We start from the raw sequence: 25,054 nt of genomic DNA on the forward strand, positions 1-25,054 counted from the left end.
CAAATAACGGATATGCCCCCCATCCAACAAATACGAAAGTTCCCCCACGCCAGCCGCTTTGTCCCCGCTTCCCATGTCACCCCCCACCCCCCGAATCCTCTAATTTCCCAACCCTGCGGGAAGCCTCCCGGCCCACGACTGCGCCCGCGCTTTAAACCGGGCCTCCCAGGCACTTACGCGACAGCTGAAAACGGACTTTCTCCTCAACCGTATCCGACTCAAAAAAGCAGGTTACCCCATGCAGTTCAGCAAATTACTGGCAGCTCTTTCCACCCACCCGATCCGCCTGCAAATGGACGAAGGCGACCTGATCATCCTGGGTGACGACGACGCGCTGGATGACGCCCTATGGGACCAACTGATCGCCCACAAACCCCAACTGCTCGACCTCGTCGCCCAACACGGCGGCGACTGGCTCAGCCCGGCCTATCGCATCACCCCGGACATGCTGCCCCTGGTCAACCTCGACCAACCCGCCATCGACCGCATCGTCGCCGCGATCCCCGGCGGGGCGGCGAATGTGCAAGATATCTACCCCTTGGCGCCGCTCCAGGAAGGCATGCTCTACCACCATCTGTCAGCGCACCAGGGCGACCCCTACGTGCTGCACGCGCAGTTCGTGTTCGACAGCCGCGCCCGTCTTGAAACCTTCGCCCAGGCCTTGCAATGGGTCATCGACCGCCACGATATCCTGCGCACCTCGATGGCCTGGGATCGCCTCGACGAACCCCTGCAAGTCGTCTGGCGCAAGGCCTCGCTGGCCTGCGAAGAAGCCCGCCTCGACGGCGATGTACTGACCCAACTGCAAGCCCTCTACGACGCCCGCAACTACCGCATGGACCTCGGCCAGGCGCCGCTGCTGCGCCTGGTATTCGCCGAAGACCCGCGCAACCAGCGCGTGGTCGCCATGCTGCTGTTCCATCACACCATCCTCGACCACACCGCCCTCGACGTAGTGCGCCGCGAGATCCAGCTGCACCTCGCCGGCCAGACCGAACAGGCCGGCGCTCCGGTACCGTTTCGCAACTACATCGCCCAGGTCCGCCACGGCGTCAGCGAACAGGCTCACGAAGCGTTCTTCCGCGAAATGCTCGCCGACATCGATGAACCCACCCTGCCGTTCGGCCTCCAGGATGTGCAGGGTGACGGCCATGGCATCGATGAAACCCGCATCACCGTCGACAGCGATCTAAGTCGCCGTCTACGGGCCCAGGCCAGACCGTTGGGTGTCAGTCCCGCCAGCGTGATGCACCTCGCGCTGGCCCAGGTGCTGGGCAAGGTCTCCGCTCGCGAAGCCGTGGTATTTGGCAGCGTGATGCTCGGCCGCATGGGCGCGGGCGAGGGCTCCGACCAGGCCCTGGGCATGTTCATCAACACCCTGCCGCTACGGGTAGATGTAGGCGAACAAAGCGTGCGCGAGGGCGTACAAACCACCCATAAACGCCTGACCGAATTGCTCGATCACGAACACGCCTCCCTGGCCCTGGCCCAGCGTTGCAGCGGTGTGGCCGCACCCACGCCGTTGTTCAGTGCCATCCTCAATTACCGTCACAGCGATGCCTCGGACACCCAGGCGGTGATCGACATCGCCGAAGGCATCCAGGTGTTGGGCGCCGAAGAACGCACCAACTACCCGCTGACGGTCAACGTCGATGACCTGGGCGAAGGCTTTGCCTTTACCGTGATGGTGGACGCCTCCATCGGCGCGACGCGCATTGCCGGTTACCTGCACACCGCCCTGGAAAACCTGGTGCTGGCCCTGGAACAAACGCCAGATGCACCGTTGCACAACCTGGGCATCCTGCCTGCCGCCGAACGCCAGCATCTGCTGCACGGCCTTAACGCCAGCACCCAGCACTACGCCGATTCGGCCCTGATCCACCAGCAAGTCGAAGCTCATGCCGCCAGCCATCCCGAAGCCATCGCGCTGCGCTTTGAACACGAACACCTGAGCTACCGCGAGCTGAACGAGCGCGCCAACCAGGTTGCGCATTGCCTGCTCAAGCATGGCATCCGCCCCGACGACCGGGTGGCGATCTGTGTCGAACGCGGGCTGGAAATGATCATTGGCCTGCTGGGGATTCTCAAGGCTGGGGCGGGTTATGTGCCGATCGATCCGGCCTACCCGCTGGACCGTATCGCCTACACCCTGAAAGACAGCGCGCCGCTGGCGGTGCTGGTGCAGGACGACACCCGCCACCTGGTGGGCGACGTCACGTCGATCGACCTCAACAGCCTGCAGCACGAGCCCATCGTCAACCCCAACGTTGCAATCAGCGCGTCCAGCCTTGCCTATGTGATCTACACCTCCGGCTCTACCGGCCTGCCCAAGGGCGTGATGATCGAACACCGCAACGTCGCGCGACTGTTCAGCGCCACCGAGCATTGGTTCAAGTTCAACGCCAATGACACCTGGGCGCTGTTCCACTCGTTTGCCTTCGACTTCTCCGTGTGGGAGATCTGGGGCGCGCTGATGCATGGCGGGCAGTTGCTGGTGGTGCCGCAGTTGGTCAGCCGCTCGCCGGACGAGTGTTACGCACTGCTGTGCGAAGCCGGCGTCAGTATTCTCAACCAGACCCCGAGCGCGTTCCGCCAGTTGATCGCGGCGCAGGGCCGCAGCCAGCAACTGCACTCGCTGCGCCAGGTGATCTTCGGCGGTGAAGCCCTGGAACCGGGGATTCTCAAGCCGTGGTACGCCCGGGTGACCAACGCCGGTACGCGGTTGGTCAACATGTATGGCATCACCGAAACCACCGTGCATGTGACCTACCGTGCCCTGGAGGCGGCGGATGCACAGCGGGTGGGCGTGAGCCCGATTGGCGTGCGCATTCCCGACTTGCAACTGTATGTGCTGGATGCCCGCCGCGAACCGGTGCCGAGCGGCGTAGTCGGGGAGTTGTACGTCGGCGGTGCCGGCGTGGCGCGAGGTTATCTCAACCGCGATGAGCTGACGGCCGAACGTTTTCTGACGGATCCCGCAACCGGCCTGCGCCTGTACAAGACCGGTGACCTCGGCCGGATGCTGGCCGACGGCAGTGTCGAGTACCTGGGGCGCAACGACGACCAGGTGAAGATTCGCGGTTTCCGTATCGAACTGGGGGAAATCGAAGCACGCCTGGCCACCTGCGAAGGTGTGCGCGAAGCCGTGGTGATTGCCCGCGAAGACGAACCGGGCGACAAGCGCCTGGTGGCCTACGTGATTGCCCAGCCTGAACACACGCCCACTGCCGCTGAGCTGCGTGACCACCTGCTGCTGTCCCTCGCCGAGTACATGGTGCCCAGCGCCTTTGTGCTGCTCGACGCGTTCCCGCTTACCACCAACGGCAAGCTCGACCGCAAGGCCTTGCCGGCACCGGACGCCGATGCCCTGGCCCGTCGTGGTTATGAAGCGCCACAAGGCGCGGTGGAAACCGCGATCGCGAATCTCTGGCAAGACCTGCTGAAGGTCGACCGGGTCGGGCGCCAGGACAACTTTTTCGAGCTGGGCGGCCATTCGTTGCTGGCGGTCAAGCTGATCGAGCGCATGCGCCAGCTCGAGCTGAGCGCCGATGTGCGGGTGCTGTTCGGCCAGCCGACCCTGGCTGCGCTGGCCGCTGCGGTGGGCGGGCAACATGAAGTGCAGGTCCCGGCCAACCTGATCGGCGAAGCGACGCGGCACATCACCCCGGACATGCTGCCGCTGGTGAATCTCGACCAGCAGGCCATCGACCATATCATCGCCAGTGTCCCCGGCGGCATCGCCAACGTGCAGGACATCTACGGCCTGGCCCCGTTGCAGGCCGGCATCCTCTACCACCACCTGGCAACCACCGAAGGCGATCCCTACGTGTTGCAGGTGCAGTTCAGCTTCAGCGGCCATGAGCCGGTCGAGGCGTTTATCCGTGCGCTGCAAAGTGTGATCGAGCGCAACGATATCCTGCGTACCGGGATTGTCTGGGAAGGCCTGGACGAGCCGGTGCAGGTGGTCTTGCGCCAGGCGCTGCTGGTGGTTGAGCAGGTTGAAGCCGATCCTTCCAGTGCCGTATTGGCGCAACTGCAGGAACGCTTCGACCCACGCCACTACCGCCTCGACCTGTCCCGCGCCTCGTTGATGCGGTTTGCCTACGCCGAGGATCACGGCCGTTACGTCGGCATCCTGCTGCTGCACCACATCCTGCTGGACCACACCGCGTTGCAGGTGCTGGTGGAGGAAATGAGCGCGAGCCTTGCAGGCGAAACCGGCTTGCTGCCCGAAGCCGTGCAGTACCGCAACTACGTGGCCCAGGCGCGCCTCGGTGTGAGCGCTGCGCAGCATGAGGCATTCTTCAGCGAAATGCTCGGCGACATCGACGAGCCGACCCTGGCCTTCGGCTTGCAGGACGTGAACCGCGACGGCAGCGGTGTGCGCGAAGCGCACGTGGCATTGGAACCGGCCCTCAGCCTGGGCCTTCGCGAGCAGGCCCGGCAACTGGGGGTGAGTGCCGCAAGCCTGGTGCACCTGGCATGGGCCCAGGTCCTCGGCCAGGTCTCGGGCCAGGACGACGTGGTCTTCGGCACCGTGCTGCTGGGCCGGCTGCACGGCGGCGAGGGCGCCGACCGGGCGCTGGGAATGTTCATCAATACCTTGCCGTTGCGGGTCAGTGTCGGCGCGGTGGGCGTGCAGGCTGGCGTGCGCGCCACCCATGCGCGGCTGGCACAGTTGCTGGGGCATGAACATGCGTCCTTGTCCCTGGCCCAGCGTTGCAGTGGCGTGTCCGGTGCGCTGCCATTGTTCAGCACCTTGCTCAACTACCGCCACAGCGCGCCGGGTGAAGCGCCGGGCGCCAGCCCGTTCGCCGACGCCGGGATCGAAATCCTCAGTTCCGAGGAGCGCAGCAACTACCCGCTGGTGCTGAACGTCGACGACCTCGGCGCAGGCTTTGCCCTGACCGTGCAAGGCGTGGCGGAGGTGGATGTGCAGCGCGTCGGCGACTACATGCTCAGCGCCTTGCGCAACCTGGCCACGGCACTGCAACAGGCGCCGACCACACCGCTGCATCAAGTGTCGATCCTGCCAGCCGCCGAGCGGCATCAAGTGCTGGTGGACTTCAACGCCACTGCCCGCGCCTACCCGGCTGCGCACACCGTGCACGGGATCTTCGAAGCCAGCGTCCTGACCAGCCCCGACGCGCTGGCGGTGGTGCACGGCGACGTGTCGCTGACGTACCGCGAACTCAACCTGCGGGCCAATCGCCTGGCCCACTATTTGATCGACCAGGGTGTAAAACCGGGCGACAGCGTGGCCATCGCGCTGCCACGTTCCATCGACCTGCTGGTCAGCCAGTTGGCCATCCTCAAGTGCGCGGCGGTGTACGTGCCGCTGGATATCAATGCGCCGGACGAACGCCAGGCGTTCATGGTGCAGGACAGTCACGCCGGGCAGGTGCTGCGTAATCTCGACGGGCTGAACCTCGACAATCAGCCGGCCCATAATCCGAACCTGTCCCAGTCTGCCGAAAGCGTGGCGTACATCATGTACACCTCCGGCTCAACCGGCGCCCCCAAGGGTGTGCAGGTGCCCCATCGCGCCGTCTCTCGATTGGTGATCAACAACGGTTATGCCGACTTCAATCACCGCGACCGGGTGGCCTTCGCCTCGAACCCGGCGTTCGACGCCAGCACCCTCGATGTGTGGGCGCCGTTGCTCAACGGCGGCTGCGTGGTGGTGGTCGAGCATGCCACGTTGCTGTCCCAGGCCGCGTTTGGCGCCCTGTTGCAGGAGCAATCCGTCAGCGTGTTGTGGATGACCGCCGGGCTGTTCCATCAGTACGCCGACGGGTTGATGCCGATGTTCCGGCAACTGCGCTACCTGATCGTCGGCGGCGATGTGCTCGACCCGCAGGTGATCGCCCGGGTGCTTGAGCACGGCGCACCGCAGCACCTGCTGAATGGCTATGGCCCCACCGAAGCCACGACGTTTTCCACCACCTTCGAGATCAAGTCGGTGGGTGAGGGCGGTATTCCGATTGGTCGACCGATTGGCAACAGCCGTGCCTACGTGCTGGATGCGCGGCAGCAGCCGGTGGCGTTGGGCGTGGTTGGCGAGCTGTACATCGGTGGCGCGGGCGTGGCCAAGGGGTACCTGAACCAGCCGCAATTGACCGCAGAGAAATTTATCGTCGACCCGTTCGGCGATGGGCTGCTGTACCGCACCGGCGACCTGGCGAGCTGGCAGGCGGACGGCACCTTGCTGTACCAGGGCCGCAATGACCATCAACTGAAAATCCGGGGTTTCCGTATCGAGCCGGGTGAAATCGAAAGCTGCCTCGCCAGCGTTTCCGGCGTCAAAGACACGGTGGTGCTGGCCCGTGAAGATGAGCCCGGCGACAAGCGCCTGGTGGCTTACTACACCGCCCAGGCGCCGCTGGGCATTGAAGCGCTGCGCGCGCACCTGCAAAGCCGGCTGCCGGACTACATGGTGCCGTCGGCCTATGTCTGGCTGGAACTGTTGCCGCTGACCGCGAACGGCAAGCTGGACCGCAAGGGCCTGCCTGCGCCGGATCAGGCGTCGCTGCTCAGCCGTGGTTTCGAAGCGCCCGAAGGCGAGGTGGAAACCCTGCTGGCGCAGATCTGGCAGGACGTGCTGAAGGTCGAGCGTGTCGGGCGCTTTGACCACTTCTTTGAACTCGGCGGCCATTCGTTGCTGGCGGTAAGCCTGATCGAGCGCATGCGCCAGGCGGGCCTGAGCGCCGATGTGCGGGTGCTGTTCAACCAGCCAAGCCTGGCGGCGCTGGCGGCGGCGGTGGGCAGTGGCCGGGAAATCGTGGTGCCGGTTAACGGCATTGTGCCTGGCTGCGAGCACATCACGCCGTCGATGCTGACCCTGGTCAAGCTGGACCAGCCGGCCATCGACCGCATCGTGGCCACGGTGCCCGGCGGTGCGGCCAACGTGCAGGATTTCTACCCGCTGGCGCCGTTGCAGGAAGGCATCCTCTACCACCATATCAGCGCCGAACAGGGTGACCCCTACCTGCTGCAATCGCGCATGGCGTTTGACAGCGTCGAGCGTTTGCAGGCCTTCATGGGCGCGCTGCAAAAGGTCGTGGCGCGCCACGATATCCTGCGCACCGGCGTGGTGTGGGAAGGCTTGGACAGCCCGGTGCAAGTGGTGTGGCGTCATGCCGAATTGGTCGTACAGCACATCCCGCTGGACCCGGCCGATGGTGATGTGATCGAACAACTGCACGCGCGTTTTGATGCCCGCCACTATCGCCTGGATATCACCCAGGCGCCGCTGCTGCGCATGGTGTATGCGCAGGACCCGGCCAACCAGCGGGTCGCGGCGATCCTGCTGTTCCATCACCTGGCACTGGACCACACCGCCATGGAAGTGGTCGGCCAGGAAATGCGGGCGTTCCTGTTCAACCAGGCCGATGACTTGCCGGCCGCGGCACCGTTCCGTCACTACGTGGCCCAGGCTCGCCTGGGTGTCAGCGCCCAGGAACACGAGCAGTTCTTCCGCGAAATGCTCGCCGATGTCGACGAGCCCACGCTGCCCTTCGGCGTGCAGGATGTGCAGGGCGATGGCCGGGATATCGAAGAGGCCGAATTGCCCGTCGATGCAGGGCTGGCGCTGCGGGTTCGTGAACAGGCGCGGCAACTGGGGGTCAGCGCTGCGAGCCTGATGCACCTCGCGTGGGCCCAGGTCCTCGGGCTGGTGTCGGGCCGTCAGGACGTGGTATTCGGCACCGTATTGATGGGCCGCATGCAAGCCGGCGAAGGTGCCGACCGGGCATTGGGCATGTTCATCAACACCTTGCCGCTGCGGGTGGAGGTGGGTGCCGACGCGGTACGTGCCGGCGTCAAGGCGACCCACGCCCGGCTCAGTGCCTTGCTGGGCCATGAACATGCGTCCCTGGCGCTGGCCCAGCGGTGCAGCGGCGTGCCGACCTCGATGCCGTTGTTCAGTGCCTTGCTCAACTACCGCCACAGCACCCCGGGCGAAATGGCCCGCGACGGCCACGGTATCTGGGAAGGCGTGCAGTTGCTGGGCGGCGAAGAACGCAGCAACTACCCGCTGACCTTGAGTGTGGACGACCTCGGTACGGGCTTCGGCCTGACGGTACTGGCGCTGGAATCCATCGGCGCGCAGCGCCTGTGCGACTCCATGCACAGTGCGCTGGAGCAACTGGTGGAGGCCCTTGAGCACGCGCCGCAAACGCCGTTGCATCAGTTGCCGGTACTGCCTGCCCGCGAACGCGAACACCTGCTGCGCAGCTTCAACGCCACCGCCCGCGACTACCCGCAAGGGCAGACCCTGCACGGCGCTTTCGAAGCCCAGGCCCTGCGCCTGCCGCAGGCGATTGCCGTGAGCCAGGACGGCCAGCACCTGACGTACCAACAGCTCAACCAACGCGCCAACCAATTGGCCCATCACTTGCTGGCGCTGGGCGTACAGCCCGACGACCGTGTGGCGATCTGCTGCCGACGCGGCCCGCAGATGCTGGCGGGCCTGCTGGCGATTCTCAAGGCGGGCGCGGCCTACGTCCCGGTAGACCCGGCCTATCCGGCCGAGCGCATCGCTTACCTGCTGCAAGACAGCGCACCGGTCGCGGTCCTGGCCGAAGAGAGCACCCGTGGCGTGCTCGGTGATATCGCCATCGTCGATCTGCATGGCGCCTATCCCGACGGCACCAATCCCCACGTCGCCAGCCTGACCCCGGCGAACCTCGCCTATGTGATCTACACCTCCGGCTCCACCGGCCAGCCCAAAGGCGTGATGGTGGAACACCGCACCGTGGAAAACCTGGTGCATTGGCACTGTGAAGCCTTCGACCTGCAGGCCGGCAGCCACACCAGCAGCGTGGCCGGCTTCGGTTTCGATGCCATGGCCTGGGAAGTCTGGCCGGCATTGTGCGTGGGGGCGACCTTGCACCTGCCACCGGCCCATGTCGGCAATGAAAACATCGACGAACTGCTGGCCTGGTGGCTGGCCCAGCCGCTGGACGTGAGCTTCCTGCCCACCCCGGTGGCCGAGTACGCGTTCAGCCAGGACCTTGAGCACCCAAGCCTGCGCACCCTGTTGATCGGCGGTGATCGCCTGCGCCAGTTCAGCCATGAGCGACGTTTCGCGGTGATCAACAACTACGGCCCCACCGAAGCCACGGTGGTCGCCACCTCTGGCCGGGTGCGCGCCGGCCAGCCGCTGCATATCGGCAAGCCGATGGCCAATGCCACGGTGTACCTGCTGGATGCACAACAACGGCCGGTGCCGGTGGGTGTGGCCGGTGAGCTGTATGTAGGCGGCCGCGGCGTGGCCAGCGGCTACCTGAATCGCCCGGACCTGACCGCCGAGCGATTCCTCGATGACCCGTTCAACCCGGGCCGCATGTACCGCACCGGCGACCTGGCGCGCTGGCTGCCGGATGGCAACATTGAATATCTGGGCCGCAACGACGACCAGGTAAAAGTCCGGGGCGTGCGCGTCGAGCTGGGAGAAATCGAAACCCGCCTGGCCGCCGTCGACGGCGTCAAGGAAGCCGTGGTGCTGGTGCGCGACGGCCGCCTGGTGGCCTGGTTCACCGAACAAAAACCGCTGGTTATCGAAACCCTGCGCGCCGAGCTGCACAGCCAACTGCCCGAGGCCATGGTGCCGGTGGTCTACGTCAAACTCGACAGCTGGCCGTTGACCGCCAACGGCAAGCTTGACCGCAAGGCGCTGCCGGCACCGGATCAGGCCGCCGTGCTCAGCCGGGAATATGAAGCCCCACGCGGCGAAGTCGAGACCACCCTGGCGCGGATCTGGGCCGAGGTGTTGCAGGTGGAGCAAGTGGGCCGCCATGACCACTTCTTCGAGCTGGGCGGCCATTCCTTGCTGGCGGTAAGCCTGATCGAGCGCATGCGCCAGGCCGGCCTCAGCGCCGATGTGCGGGTGCTGTTCAGCCAGCCGACGCTGGCGGCATTGGCAGCGGCAGTGGGCAGTGGCCGGGAAGTGGTGGTGCCGGTGAATGCCATCGCCGCCGATTGCCCGCGCATCACGCCCTCGATGCTGCCATTGGTGGAGCTGGATCAGCCGATGATCGACCAGATCGTCGCCAGCGTGCCGGGTGGCGCCGCCAATGTGCAGGATATTTACCCGCTGGCACCGTTACAGGAAGGCATTCTTTACCACTACATCACGGCGGAGCAGGGCGATCCGTACCTGCTGCAATCGCACCTGGCATTCGATACCCAGGCGCGCCTGGACAGCTTCGCCCAGGCCTTGCAGCAGGTGATCGACCGCCACGACATCCTGCGTACCGGTGTGGTCTGGGAAGGCTTGGCGCAGCCGGTGCAAGTGGTGTGGCGCAAGGCTCGATTGACGGTCGAAGCGCTGCACCTGGACGGTGATGTGCTGGCCGGCCTGCATCAGCGTTTCGACGCCCGGCGCTACCGGCTGGACATCGCCCAGGCGCCGCTGATCCGCCTGATGTACGCCAACGACCCGGCCAATCAGCGGGTGGTGGCGGTGCTGCTGTATCACCACATCGTGCTGGACCACACCGCGTTCGACGTGGTGCTGCGGGAAATGCAGGGCTACCTGCTGGGGCACCCCGCACCGCAGTCCGCGCCGATGCCTTATCGCAACTACGTGGCGCAGGCGCGACTGGGTGTCAGCGAGCAGGAACATGAAGGGTTCTTCCGCGAGATGCTTGGCGATATCCATGAGCCAACGCTGCCGTTTGGCTTGCAGGATGTGCAGGGCGATGGTCGGGATATCGAAGAATTCACGCATCACCTGGACGCTGCCGTCAGCCGGCGCCTCAGGGCCCAGGCACGCCTGCTGGGCGTGAGCACCGCGAGCCTGTTCCACCTGGCATGGGCGCAGGTGTTGGCGGTGACGTCGGGCAAGCCGAATGTGGTGTTTGGCACGGTGCTGGTCGGTCGGATGCAGGGCGGCGAGGGCGCGGACCGGGCCCTTGGCGTGTTCATCAACACCCTGCCATTGCGCCTGGATATCGACGGGCAAGGCGTGCGCGACAGCGTGCGCAGCACCCATGCCCGGCTCACCGCGCTGCTGGGCCATGAACATGCTTCCCTGGCCCTGGCCCAGCGTTGCAGCGGGGTGGCGGCGCCGCTGCCGCTGTTCAGCTCGATGCTCAATTATCGCCACCGGGGCGGCGCCACCCGTTCACAGGACGCGCAGCACGCCTGGGAAGGCATGCAGACCCTGACCAATGACGGGCGCACCAACTATCCGTTGACCCTGAACGTCGATGACCTGGGTGATGGTTATGACTTCACCGCGTTGACCCCGGCCCAGGTGGGCGCACAACGGGTCTGCGGTTATATGCAGATGGCGTTGACCCAGTTGGTGGAGGCCCTGGAGCACGCGCCGCACCAGGCCCTTGACCACCTGCCGATCCTGGGGGATGCAGAGCGTCAGCAGCTGCTGTTTGATTTCAATGCCACCGAGGTTGACTACGACCTGGCGCAGACCCTGCACGGCCTGTTCGAGGCCCAGGTCGAGCGCACGCCGGATGCATTGGCGGTGAAGGCGGGTGAGCAATGCCTGACCTATGCCGAGCTGAACCAGCGCGCCAACCAACTGGCGCACCACCTGCGGGAACTGGGCGTGCAGCCGGATGCGCGGGTGGCGATCTGCGTCGAGCGTGGGCTGGAGATGGTCATCGGTCTGTTTGCGATCCTCAAGGCCGGCGGTGGTTATGTGCCGCTGGACCCGGCGTACCCGCTGGATCGCCTCGCCTACATGCTGCAAGACAGCCAGCCCGCGGCGCTGCTGGTGCAGGGCGCTACCCGTTCGTTGCTGGGCGACGTGACGGTGCCGGTGGTGGACCTCGACCAGAACACCTGGGCGCACCAGCCGGTGTCCAACCCACAGGTTCCCGGGTTGACCGCGCAGCACCAGGCCTACGTGATCTACACCTCCGGCTCCACCGGCCAACCCAAGGGCGTGATCAACGAGCACGCGGGTGTGGTCAACCGCTTGCTGTGGATGCAGGACGCCTACGGCCTGAACGCCACTGACGCGGTACTGCAGAAAACCCCGTTCAGCTTCGATGTGTCGGTGTGGGAGTTCTTCTGGCCCCTGTTCACCGGTGCGCGGCTGGTCATGGCTCGCCCCGGCGGGCACAAGGAGCCGGCTTACCTGTGCGAGGTGATCGCGGCAGAACAGATCACCACCTTGCACTTCGTGCCGTCGATGCTCGATGTGTTCCTGGCCCACGGTGATGTCAGCCAGGGCGCCGGACTGCTGCGGGTGATGTGCAGCGGCGAAGCCTTGCCCGGCAGCCTGGTGCGGCGCTTCAAGCAGCAATTGCCCGGCATCGGTTTGTACAACCTCTATGGCCCGACGGAAGCCGCGGTGGACGTGACCGCCTGGAACTGCGCCAGGCCCGTGGTGCCGGACAACACGCCTATCGGCAAGCCGATTGCCAACACCCGCATGTACCTGCTGGATGCCCGGTTGCAACCGGTGCCGCTGGGCGTGGTGGGCGAGCTGTTTATCGCCGGTGTGCAAGTGGCTCGCGGTTACCTGCACCGTCCCGAACTGACGGCCGAGCGCTTCCTCAAGGACCCGTTCAACCCAGGCCGGATGTACCGCACCGGTGACGTCGGGCGCTACCTGCCGGATGGCAATATCGAGTACCTGGGCCGCAATGATGACCAGGTAAAAATCCGTGGCCTGCGTATTGAACTCGGAGAAATCCAGGCGCGGCTGACCGAGTACCCACAGGTGAAGGAAGCGGCCGTGTTGGCCCGCGACGAACGCCTGGTGGCGTACTACACCGGCGTGCCGGCCGATATCGAGCTACTGCGGGCGCACCTGCTGGCGCGCTTGCCGGACTTCATGGTGCCCGCGGTATTCGTCCATCTCGACGCTCTGCCCCTGAGCCCCAACGGCAAGCTCGACCGCAAGGCCTTGCCGACGCCGGGTGTGGAATCACTGATCGTGCGCGAGTACGAAGCCCCGGTGGGCGCTACCGAAATCACCCTGGCGCGGCTGTGGGCCGAGCTGCTGAAGGTGGAGCGGGTCGGGCGTCACGACAACTTTTTCGAGCTGGGCGGGCACTCGTTGCTGGCCGTCAGCTTGATCGGACGCTTGCGTCAGGAAGGCATGGAAGCCGATGTGCGGGGCCTGTTCGAACAGCCGACCCTGGCCGGCTACGCCGCAATTACCGAACGAATGGAGATCGTCCTGTGAGCATCATCGAACTGTTGGCGACACTCAAGGCCAAGGATGTGCAACTGGCGCTCAAGGGCGATCAGTTGTCGGTGCAAGGCAACAAGCAGGCCCTGAGCGACGCGGCACTGGTGGCCTCGCTGCGCGAACACAAGCCGGCGCTGATCGAGCTGATCAAGGCCGGGGAGTACTCGGCCACCAAGGCCGGTGAGGTGCAGGTGCCGGCCAATGGCATTCCACCGGGCGCTACCTCGATTACCCCGAAGATGCTGAGCCTGTCGACCCTCAGCCAGGCGTCCATCGACCGTATCCTCGAGACCGTCGAGGGTGGCGTCGCCAATGTGCAGGACATCTACCCGCTGGCACCGTTGCAGGAGGGCATCCTCTACCATCATGTGAGTGCCGAGCACGGCGACCCGTACATCATGCAGTCGCTGTTTGCCTTCGACAGCCTTGAGCGTTTCGAGGGCTTTGCCCTGGCCTTGCAACAGGTGATCGACCGTCACGACATCCTGCGGACCGGCGTGGTGTGGGAAGGCCTGGAAGAACCGTCGCAAGTGGTCTGGCGCACCGCGCGCCTGCCGGTGCAGGCGATTGAACTGGACCCGGCAGACGGCGATATCGCCGCCCAGTTGCATCGCCTGTTCGATGGCCGCCACTACCGCATGGACGTGACCCGCGCGCCGCTGCTGCGCCTGGTGCGGGCCTGGGATGAAGCCGGCCAACGGGTGGTGGCGATGCTGTTGTTCCACCACATGGCCCTGGACCACAGCGCGCTGGAAGTGGTCTGCCACGAGATGCAAGCCTGCCTGCTGGGCAGGGCGGGTGAACTGGGCCAGGCGGTGCCGTTTCGCAACTATGTCGCCCAGGCGCGCCTGGGCATCAGCGAGCAGGAGCACGAGGGGTTCTTCCGGCAGATGCTCGGCGACATCAGCGAGCCGACCTTGCCCTACGGCCTGCAGGATGTGCAGGGCGACGGCGACAACATCCAGGAGATCAGCCTGCCGCTGGCCCCGCAGTTGAGCCGGCGCTTGCGCGCCCAGGCCCGGCAGTTGGGCGTCAGCGCCGCGAGCCTGTTCCACATGGGCTGGGCCCAGGTGCTGGGAGTGCTGGCGGGCAAGGAACAGGTGGTGTTCGGCACGGTGCTGATGGGCCGCATGCAGGGCAGCCACGACACCGACCGTGCCCTGGGGATCTTTATCAACACCTTGCCATTGCGGGTGGATGTTGGCGCCGAAGACGTGCGCACCGGGGTCAAGGCGACCCATGCCCGGCTGACCACCTTGCTGCGTCACGAACACGCGGCGCTGGCCCTGGCCCAGCGTTGCAGCGGTGTAGTGGCGCCGACGCCGCTGTTCAGCGCGTTGCTCAACTACCGCCATAGCGCAGGCGGCGCGAGCGCCGAAGCGGTCTCGGCCTGGCAGGGTATTCAAGCGTTGCGCTCCGAGGAACGCACCAACTACCCGTTGACCCTGAGCGTCGACGACCTGGGCGAAGACTTCAGCCTGAGCCTGTTGGCCTGCGCCCAGGTTGATCCGCAGCGGGTGTGCGCTTATCTGCAAACTGCCCTGGGGAACCTGGTTCAGGCGCTGGAACAGGCACCCGAAACACCCTTGAATCGCTTGTCGGTGTTGCCCGAGGCGGAGCAGCGGCATCTGCTGGAGCAGTTCAACGCGACAGCCATCGACTTCCCGCAAGGCACCACCCTGCATGGGCGTATCGAGGCCCAGACCCTGCTGACCCCGGACGCGGTGGCCGCGGTGTATCAAGGCCGCCAGCTGACCTACGCCGAGTTGAATCAACAAGCCAACCTGCTGGCCCATCACCTGCTGGCGCTGGGGGTAAAACCCGACGATCGCGTGGCCATCGTTGCCCGGCGCGGGCTGGACACCCTGGCCGGGTTGCTGGCGATCCTCAAGTCCGGCGCCTGCTATGTACCGGTGGACCCGTCGCACCCGGCCGAGCGCCTGAGCTACCTGCTCGGCGACAGCGCCCCGGTCGCGGTACTGACCCAGCATGCACTGCTGGAGCGCCTGCCCGCGCTCGATGTGCCGGTGATCAACCTGGACCGTTTTACCTGGCATCACCATTCGGCGAGCAACCCGCAGGTGGCCGTCACGCCCACCAACCTGGCCTACGTGATCTACACCTCCGGCTCCACCGGCCTGCCCAAGGGCGTGATGGTGGAACATCACACCGTGGCCAACCTGGTGGACTGGCACTGCACCGCGTTTGACCTGTGCGCAGGCCGCCACACCGCGAGCGTTGCCGGGTTTGGCTTTGACGCGATGGCCTGGGAAGTCTGGCCGGCACTGTGCGTGGGGGCCACCTTGCACCTGCCGCCGGCCCACGACGGCGCTGAAGATATCGACGCGCTGCTGGACTGGTGGCGCGCACAACCGCTGGACGTGTGTTTCCTGCCCACGCCGGTGGCCGAATATGCGTTCAGCCAGAACATCGAGCACCCGACCCTGCGCACCTTGCTGATTGGCGGCGACCGCCTGCGCCAGTTCACCCGGGCCCAGCGTTTCGAGGTGATCAACAACTACGGCCCCACGGAAGCCACGGTGGTCGCCACCTCCGGGCGGATCGAGCCCGGGCAGCCGTTGCACATCGGCAAACCCATCGCCAATGCCACGGTTTACCTGCTGGACGAACAGCAGCGCCCGGTGCCCTTGGGGGTTGCCGGTGAACTGTACGTGGGCGGCAAGGGCGTGGCGCGGGGTTACCTCAATCGCCCGGAAATGACCGCCGAACGTTTCCTGGATGACCCATTCAATTCGGGCCGCATGTACCGCACCGGCGACCTCGCGCGCTGGTTGCCGGACGGGAATATCGAGTACCTGGGCCGCAACGACGACCAGGTGAAAATCCGCGGTGTGCGCATCGAACTGGGGGAAATCGAAACCCGCCTCAACCAGCTGCCCGGTCTCCAGGAAGCCGTGGTGCTGGCCCGTGAAGACCAACCGGGCCAGCCCCGGCTGGTGGCTTACTTCACCGAAAACCCGCAATTCGAACCGCTTGAAGTGGGCGCGATTCGCGCCCACCTGGTGGCGCACCTGCCGGACTACATGGTCCCGGTGGCCTACGTGAAACTCGATGCGTTGCCCCTGACCGCCAACGGCAAACTGGACCGCAAGGCGCTGCCAAAGCCGGACCTGGCCGCCGTCTTCACCCGCGAATACGAGGCGCCTCATGGCGATATCGAAACCGTCCTCGCGCAGATCTGGGCCGATGTGTTGCAAGTGGAACGTGTTGGGCGCCAGGATCATTTCTTTGAGTTGGGCGGCCATTCGTTGCTGGCCATGCGCATGGTGTCCCAGGTTCGCCAGCAACTGGGGGTCGACCTGGCACTGGGCGAACTGTTCGCCAATGCCGAACTGGCGGCGGTGGCGCAGGTAGTGGCCCAGGCCGGGCGCAGCACCTTGCCGGATATCCTGCCGGCGGCGCGGGACACGGAGTTGCCGTTGTCGTTTGCCCAGCAACGCCTGTGGTTCCTGGCGCTGATGGAGGGCGCCAACACCGCCTACAACATTCCCATCGGCCTGCGCCTGCGCGGGCAGTTGCACGTCGACGCGCTGCAACGGGCCCTGGCGCGGATCGTCGCGCGGCATGAGACCTTGCGCAGCCGGTTTGCCCAGCAGGATGACGACGCCCAGGTGCTGATCGTGCCGCCTGAAGAAGTGATGCCCCTGCAAGTCCAGGACTTGCGTCGCCACCCCGAAGCACAGCAGGTGCTGGACGCGTTGATCCAGGGCGAAGCCTCGGCGCCTTTTGATTTGCAGCGCGGCCCGCTGTTGCGCGGGCGCCTGGTGATCATGGCCGACGATCACCACGTGTTGCTGCTGACTATCCACCACATTGTGTCCGATGGCTGGTCCATGGGCGTGCTGACCCGCGAACTGATGGCGCTGTACCAGGCGTTCAGCCACGGTGAGGCTGACCCACTGCCGCCGTTGCCGATCCAGTACAGCGACTTTGCCGTATGGCAGCGCCTGTGGCTGAGCGGCGAAGTGCTGCATCGCCAGAGCAGCTACTGGCAACACACCCTGGCCGGTGCGCCGGCGTTGCTGATGTTGCCGACCGACCGTCCACGCCCGGTTCAGCAGGACTACGCCGGCAGCAGCGTCGACGTGCACCTGGATGAGCGCCTGACCGCCGGGCTCAAGGCCCTCAGCCAACGCCACGGCACCACGCTGTACATGGTGATGATGACGGCGTGGGCCTCGTTGCTCGCGCGTTTGGCCGGGCAGGAGGAAGTGGTGATCGGCTCGCCAGTCGCCAACCGCCAGCGGGCCGAGGTGGAAGGCCTGATCGGGTTGTTCGTCAACACCCTGGCAGTGCGCATTGATACCTCGGGCGAACTGAGCGCCGAGGCGCTGCTGGCGCGGGTCAAGGGGCTGGCGCTGGACGCCCAGGCTCATCAGGATCTGCCGTTTGAGCAGGTGGTGGAAATCACCCGGCCATTGCGCAGCCTGGCCCATAGCCCGCTGTTCCAGACGATGTTGACCTGGCAGGACAGTGACGCGCCGGTGCTGGCTCTCGGCGACCTGAGCCTTGAAGGCATTGTGGAGGACAGTCACTTTGCCAAGTTCGACCTGTCCCTGAACCTCGGTGAGACCCGGGGCGAAATTCGCGGCACCCTGGAATACGCCATCGCGTTGTTCGACGAGTCGACCATGCAACGCTATGTCGGCTATTTCACCCGCGTGCTGCAGGCCATGGTGGATAACGATCAGGCGGTGCTGGAGCAGGCTGACTTGCTGGACGATCAGGAGCGCCAGCATCTGCTGTTCGACTTCAATAACACCACAGTGGATTACAACCTCGACCAGACGCTGCACGGTATGTTCGAAGCCCAGGTGGCGAGAACGCCGGATGCGCTTGCGGTGAAGGCAGGCTCGGAGTGCCTGAGCTATCGCGAGCTGAACGAACGGGCCAATCAGTTGGCGCACCATCTGCGGGAGCTGGGTGTACAGCCGGATTCGCGGGTGGCGATTTGCGTCGAGCGCGGCCTGGAGATGGTCATCGGCCTGTTCGCAATCCTCAAGGCGGGCGGCGGTTATGTGCCGCTGGACCCGGCGTATCCGCTGGAACGTATCGCCTACATGCTCAAGGACAGCGCCCCGGCCGCCGTGCTGGTGCAGGGCGAAACCCGTTCGTTGCTGGGCGACGTCACGGTGCCGCTGGTGGACCTGGACAGGAACACCTGGCAGCACCAACCAACGTCCAACCCACAAGTGGATGGGCTGACCGCGCAGCATCAGGCCTACGTGATCTACACCTCGGGTTCTACCGGCCAACCGAAAGGCGTGATCAACGAGCACGCGGGCGTGGTCAACCGCCTGCTGTGGATGCAGGACGAGTACGGACTGACTGCCCAGGACAGGGTGTTGCAGAAAACCCCGTTCAGCTTCGACGTGTCGGTGTGGGAGTTCTTCTGGCCGCTGTTCACCGGCGCGCGGTTGGTGATGGCGCGTCCTGGCGGGCATAAAGACCCGGCCTACCTGTGTGAGGTGATCGAGGCGGAGCAGATCACCACGCTGCACTTTGTGCCATCGATGCTTGATGTGTTCCTGGCCCACGGCGACGTCAGCCAGAGCGCCGTGCTGGTGCGGGTGATGTGCAGTGGTGAAGCGTTGCCCGGCAGCCTGGTGCGCCGCTTCAAACAGCAGTTGCCGGGCATCGGTTTGTACAACCTTTATGGCCCGACGGAAGCGGCGGTGGACGTGACGGCGTGGGATTGCGCCGGGCCCGTCACGCCGGACAACACCCCCATCGGCAAGCCGATTGCCAACACCCGCATGTACCTGCTGGACGGGCAGTTGCAGCCTGTTCCGTTGGGTGTGGTGGGCGAGCTGTTCATCGGCGGTGTGCAAGTGGCGCGGGGTTACCTGCACCGTCCTGAGCTGACCGCCGAGCGCTTCCTCAAGGACCCGTTCAGCGCGGGCCGGATGTACCGCACCGGCGACGTCGGGCGCTACCTGCCGGACGGCACCATCGAGTATTTGGGCCGCAATGACGACCAGGTGAAAATCCGTGGCTTGCGCATCGAACTGGGGGAGATCCAGGCGCGACTGCTGCAATTCCCGCAGATCAACGAAGCCGCCGTGGTCGCCCGCGATTCACGGCTGGTGGCTTACTACACCGGCGTGCCGGCGCAAATCGACGCTTTGCGCAGCCATTTGCTGGAACACCTGCCGGACTACATGGTACCGGCCACCTTCATGCACCTGGAGGCCTTGCCCCTGAGCCCCAATGGCAAGCTCGACCGCAAGGCACTGCCGGCGCCAGGCCTGGAATCGGTGAGCGCCCGGGAGTACGTCGCGCCTGTGGGGGAAACCGAAATCACCCTGGCCGGCCTGTGGGCGGATTTGCTCAAGGTGGAGCGTGTGGGTCGGCACGACCATTTCTTCGAGCTGGGCGGCCACTCGCTGCTGGCCGCCAGCCTGATTGGCCGCATGCGTCGGGTCGGGTTGTCGGCGGATGTGAAAGTGCTGTTTGGTCAACCCACCCTTGCAGCCTTGGCGGCTGCCGTGGGTGGTGGTCGCGAAGTGGTGGTGCCAGCCAATGGGATCGCCGCGGATTGCACGCGGATCACCCCGGACATGCTGACGCTGGTGAACTTGAAGCAACCCGCCATCGACCGCCTTGTCGCGAGCATTCCCGGCGGCGCGGCCAACGTTCAGGACATTTACCCGCTGGCGCCGTTGCAGGCCGGGATCCTGTATCACCATCGCGCAGTGCAACAGGGTGACGCGTACCTGTTGCAGGCGCAGTTTGCCTTCGCCAGCGTCGAGCGCCTTGAAGCGTTTGCCCAGGCGTTGCAGGCGGTGATCGAGCGGCAGGATATCCTGCGCTCGTCGATGCACTGGGACGGGCTGGAAGAACCGGTGCAGGTGGTGTGGCGCCAGGCTTCGCTGCGGGTTGAGCCGATTCAACTGGCGGGCGATGTGCTGGAGCAATTGCAGGCGCGCTTCGAACAGCATCGGCTGAACTTGGCTCAGGCACCGCTGATGCGCCTGGTATACGCCGAGGACCCGGCCAACCAGCGGGTGGTTGCGTTGTTGCTGTTCCATCATCTGGTGATGGACCACGTTGCGCTGGAGGTGCTGCAGCACGAGATGCAGGCGTGCTTGCTCGGCCGGCGCGAGCAGTTGGGTGCGGCGGTGCCGTATCGCAATTATGTGGCGCAGACGCGTTTGGGCATGCGTGAGGAAGAGCACGAAGCGTTCTTCCGCGAGATGCTCGGGGAGGTCGATGAGCCGACGCTGGCATTGAGTGCACCGGGTGAAGCGCAACAGGCACATTTGCGCGTCGACCCGCTGTTGAACGGGCGCCTGCGCACCCTGGCACGGCAGCTTGGGGTCAGTGCTGCGAGCCTGATGCACCTGGCCTGGGCGCAGGTGCTGGGTAAGGTTTCCGGCCGCGAGCAGGTGGTGTTCGGCACCGTATTGCTGGGCCGGCTGCAAGGCGGCGAAGGCGCCGAACGTGCCTTGGGCGTGTTCATCAACACCTTGCCGCTGCGGGTCGACCTGGGTGAGCGCACGGTGCACGCAGCGCTGATGGCCACCCACGCAAGCCTGACCCGGTTGCTCAGTCACGAACATGCGCCACTGGCCCTGGCCCAGCGTTGCAGCGGGCTGCCGGCCAATACGCCGCTGTTCAGCGTGCTGTTCAACTATCGCCACAGCGCCCCGCACGCTGGCGGCGTAGCCGAGGCGTGGCAGGGCATGCAGGTGCTCAAGGCCGAGGAACGTACCAACTTTGCGCTGTCCCTGAGTGTCGATGACCTGGGCGACGGGTTTGGCTTTGACGCCATGGGGCAGGGCGCGCCACGCCTCTGCGAGTACCTGCATGTTGCCCTGGAGCAACTGGTGCAGGCCCTGGAACAGAATGCAGGGGGCTCAATCAGCCAACTGTCGATTCTGCCGGCGGCGGAGCGTGAAAAACTGCGGATGGAATTCAACGCCACCCAGCGCGAATTCCCTCACGAACATACGGTGCAGCGTTTGTTCGAAGCCCAGGCGCAGGCACGCCCGGGTGCTATCGCAGTGGTGCATGGTGAACACACCCTGAGTTACGGCGCGCTGAACACCCGCGCCAACCAGTTGGCGCACCACCTGCGCAACCTGGGCGTGCAGCCCGGCGACCATGTGGCGATCCTGTTGCCGCGCTCGATTGACCTGTTGCTCAGCCAACTGGCAATCCTCAAATGCGCGGCGGCCTACGTGCCGCTGGACATCAACGCCCCGGCCGAGCGCCAGGCCTTTATGGTGCAGGACAGTGGCGCGGTGTGGCTGTTGACCCACAGCAGCGAGCCTGTCGCTTACCCGGCCCGACGTATCGACCTCGACACCCTGGCGCTGGACCCGCAACCGAGCCACAACCCGGACCTGTCGCAGTCCTCGGAGCGCGTGGCGTACATCATGTACACCTCCGGTTCCACCGGCACCCCCAAGGGTGTGCTGGTACCGCACCGGGGCATCACGCGGCTTGTGATCAATAACGGCTACGCCGATTTCAACGCCCATGACCGCGTGGCGTTCGCTTCCAACCCGGCGTTCGACGCGAGCACCATGGACGTGTGGGGCCCCTTGCTCAACGGTGGCCAGGTGCTGGTGATCGACCATGCGACCTTGCTCGACCCCGGCGCGTTTGGCCGGGCACTGAAGGCGGGCGGGGCGACGATCCTGTTCGTCACCACTGCGCTGTTCAACCAGTACGTGCAATTGATTCCCGACGCGTTGGCCGGGCTGCGCATCCTGTTGTGCGGCGGTGAACGGGCCGACCCGGCGGCGTTCCGCAGCCTGCTGGCCCAGGCGCCGGCACTGCGGCTGGTGCATTGCTACGGCCCGACGGAAACCACCACTTACGCCACCACGCATGAAGTGCAGGCCATCGCCGCCGATGCCGAAAGCGTGCCGATCGGCAGGCCGATTGCCAACACGCAAATCCACCTGCTGGATGCGCACTTGCAGCCGGTGCCGCTGGGCGTGGTCGGGGAAATCTGCATTGGCGGGCATGGCGTGGCCAAGGGGTACCTGAACCGGCCGGAGCTGACGGCCGAGAAGTTTGTCGATGATCCGTTTGGCGATGGCTTGTTGTACCGCACCGGCGACCTTGGGCGCTGGTCGGCGGACGGACTGCTGGAGTGCATCGGGCGTAATGACGACCAGGTGAAGATCCGCGGCTTCCGCATCGAGTTGGGCGAGATCGAAGCACGCCTGGCCACCTGCAGCGGCATCAAGTATGTGGTGGTGCTGGCACGAGAAGATGCGCCGGGGGACAAGCGCCTGGTGGCGTACTACACCGGCGAGCCGCTGGCCATCGAAGTGTTGCGCAGTCATCTGCTGCAGCACCTGCCGGACTACATGGTGCCATCGGCCTATGTACCGCTGGAAAAAATGCCCCTGACAGCCAACGGCAAGGTCGACCGCAAGGCCCTGCCGATGCCCGCGCTGGAGGCATCGGCGAGCCGCGTGTTCGAGGCACCGGCGAACGAGCTGGAACGGACCCTGGCACGCCTCTGGGCCGAGGTGTTGCGGCTGGAGCAGGTCGGTCGCCATGACAGTTTCTTTGAACTGGGCGGCCATTCGTTGCTGGCGATCCGGCTGGTCAACCTGATGGAAGCGGCGGGGCTTGAGGTGTCGTTGGCCGAGCTGTTCCAGCATGCCAGCGTAGCCTCGGTCGCCTCGATGCTCGGTCAGCGCACGACGCGGGAGGACAACAGCTCGCTGATCACCGTACGCGCCAGCGGCAGCCAGCCGCCGTTGTTCCTGGTGCATGAGTTCAGCGGCATGGACGTGTATTTCCCGGCGCTGGGCCGGCACCTGCCGGGGGACTACCCGATCTATGGCCTGCCCGGTACGCCCCTTGGCGAGGTGCAGTTGCAGACCATGGAAGGCCTGGCGGCGCGGCTGGTGGGGATTATCCGCTCGGTGCAGCCCCATGGGCCGTATCGGCTGGCGGGTTGGTCGTTCGGCGGGGTGTTGGCCTATGAAGTGGCGATGCAACTGCAGGGGCTGGACGAACCGGTGGCATTCCTCGGGTTGATCGACAGCTACGTGCCGCGCATGACCGACCAGGGCAAGGCGCGCTGGAGCGGGCCGGATGCCCTCAAGCGGCATTTGCTGTTGCAGTGCACGGCGTATTGGAAGGCACAGGGAGGTGTGGATGAGTTGGCGAGCCTTGAGCAACTGGAAGCGGACATTGGACAGCTGGACTTTGCGGGTTTGCTGCAACGCTGCCGCGATCGGCATTTGTTGTACGCGCAGATGGCGGCGGCTTCGGACGCGGACCTGTTGAGTTTTATCCAGCGGGAAGTCGGGCATGGGCATGCGTTGGCGCATTACAGCCTGTTCCCGATGCCACTGGCGGTGCACTTGTTCAGCGCCGCCGAGCGGCCGACGGAACTCTCGCGGCGCAGCCTGGATTTGGGGTGGGATGAGGCACTGGCCGTGGGGCAATTGCGCCGCATTGAGGTGCCGGGGGATCACCAGAGCATGATGCAGGCACCGCATATCCAGGCGCTGGGGCAGGCGATGGGTGAGGCCCTGGCGTTGAGTGAGGCGCCGGCTGTGGCGGTGTATCAGCCGTTGTTGCGGATCCAGAGTGGTCGCGCCGGGCAGGCACCGATCTTCTGTGTACCGGGGGCGGGGGATAGCGTGACCGGGTTTGTGGGGTTGACCGAGGCGTTGGGCCGGGACTGGCCGATCTTTGGCTTGCAGCCCCGTGGGCTGGATGGGGAGGTGGTGCCCCATAGCCAGGTTGAGGCGGCGGCGCGCTGTTATTTGCAGGCCCTGGAGCAGGAATGTCCTTCGGGGCCGGTGCATTTGGTGGGGCATTCGTTTGGCGGTTGGGTGGTGTTCGAGATGGCCACGCGGTTGCAGGCTCAGGGGCGTGAGGTGGCGTCGTTGACGTTGATCGACAGCGAGGCGCCCGGGGGCAATGGGGTGGTGGGCCGGCCCTATACCACGACGGCGGCGTTGTTGCGGTTGGTGGAGTCGATGCAGGTGGCTTCGGGTAAGTCGCTTGGGATTGATGCGGTGGATTTTGCCGGGCGCGATGAAGTGGAGCAGCGGCGGTTGTTGCATGGGGGGATGGTGGGGGTTGGGTTGTTGCCTGCGCGGTCTTCGGTGGAGGCGATGGATGGGCCGGCGCGCACGTATGCGTCGGCGTTGCGTACGGTTTATCGGCCTGCCCGGCGGTATGAGGGGGTGGTGCGGTTGGTGTTGGCGGAGGACCCGACCCTGGATGCGGCGGGGAATCAGCGGGAGCAGGGGTTGATGGTTGAGGGGTGGCGCGGGTGCGTGGGGGTGTTGGAGGTTTGGTATGGGCCGGGGAATCATTTTTCGCTGCTCAAGGCGCCGAACGTCTTTAGTTTGGCGGCTTGGTGGCGGGATGGGGTTGTGATTGGGGAGCGGGTTTCGTGAGTGTACATATCCGTTGCTGCGGTAACGGCCACTTAGGGTTCCGCTCTTACAGCGGGTCACTTTTGGCAAACGCCCCAAAAGTAACCAAAAGGTCTTTGCCCCACCACTCGGTGCCTCGCCCAGGCTCGGCATGCCCGCACTCCGGCACGCTTGCGCGGGCCGCCGCGACGGGCCANNGGGGCCCGCAGATCAAGATCAAGATCAAAAGCACGGCGGCCTGAAAGCCGACCTGAGTGTTAGAAGCAAAGGCAAAAGCTGCTTTTCTGTAGGAGCTGGCTTGCCTGCGATGCAGACACCTCGGTGGATCAGGCAGACCCAGTTGATGCCATCGCAGGCAAGCCAGCTCCCACATTTGACCGTGCCCGCTCTTGATTTGGCTTGTGCCTTTGCTTCACCACACTCAAGCCGGCTCTCAGGCCGCTGTGCTTTTGCTTTTGCTTTTGCTTTTGATCTTGATTTTGATCTTGGGCGCCCCGTT

Annotated in this window: 2 protein-coding genes; both read left to right on the forward strand. The window is 65.3% G+C overall.

Annotated features, from left to right (window positions below; genetic code table 11):
- Nucleotides 1-238 precede the first annotated feature (238 nt).
- Nucleotides 239-13,162 (forward strand): non-ribosomal peptide synthetase, encoded by a 12,924-nt coding sequence (locus HX839_RS19880; protein WP_177067577.1) that lies wholly within the window; start codon nt 239-241, stop codon nt 13,160-13,162.
- Entirely contained in the window at nt 13,159-24,576 is an 11,418-nt protein-coding gene (locus HX839_RS19885) for a non-ribosomal peptide synthetase (RefSeq protein WP_177067578.1), read from the forward strand. Before HX839_RS19880 ends, HX839_RS19885 begins: the two co-directional genes overlap by 4 nt.
- Nucleotides 24,577-25,054 lie beyond the last annotated feature (478 nt).

The organism is Pseudomonas sp. I8001, assembly GCF_013385345.1.
GTDB lineage: Bacteria > Pseudomonadota > Gammaproteobacteria > Pseudomonadales > Pseudomonadaceae > Aquipseudomonas.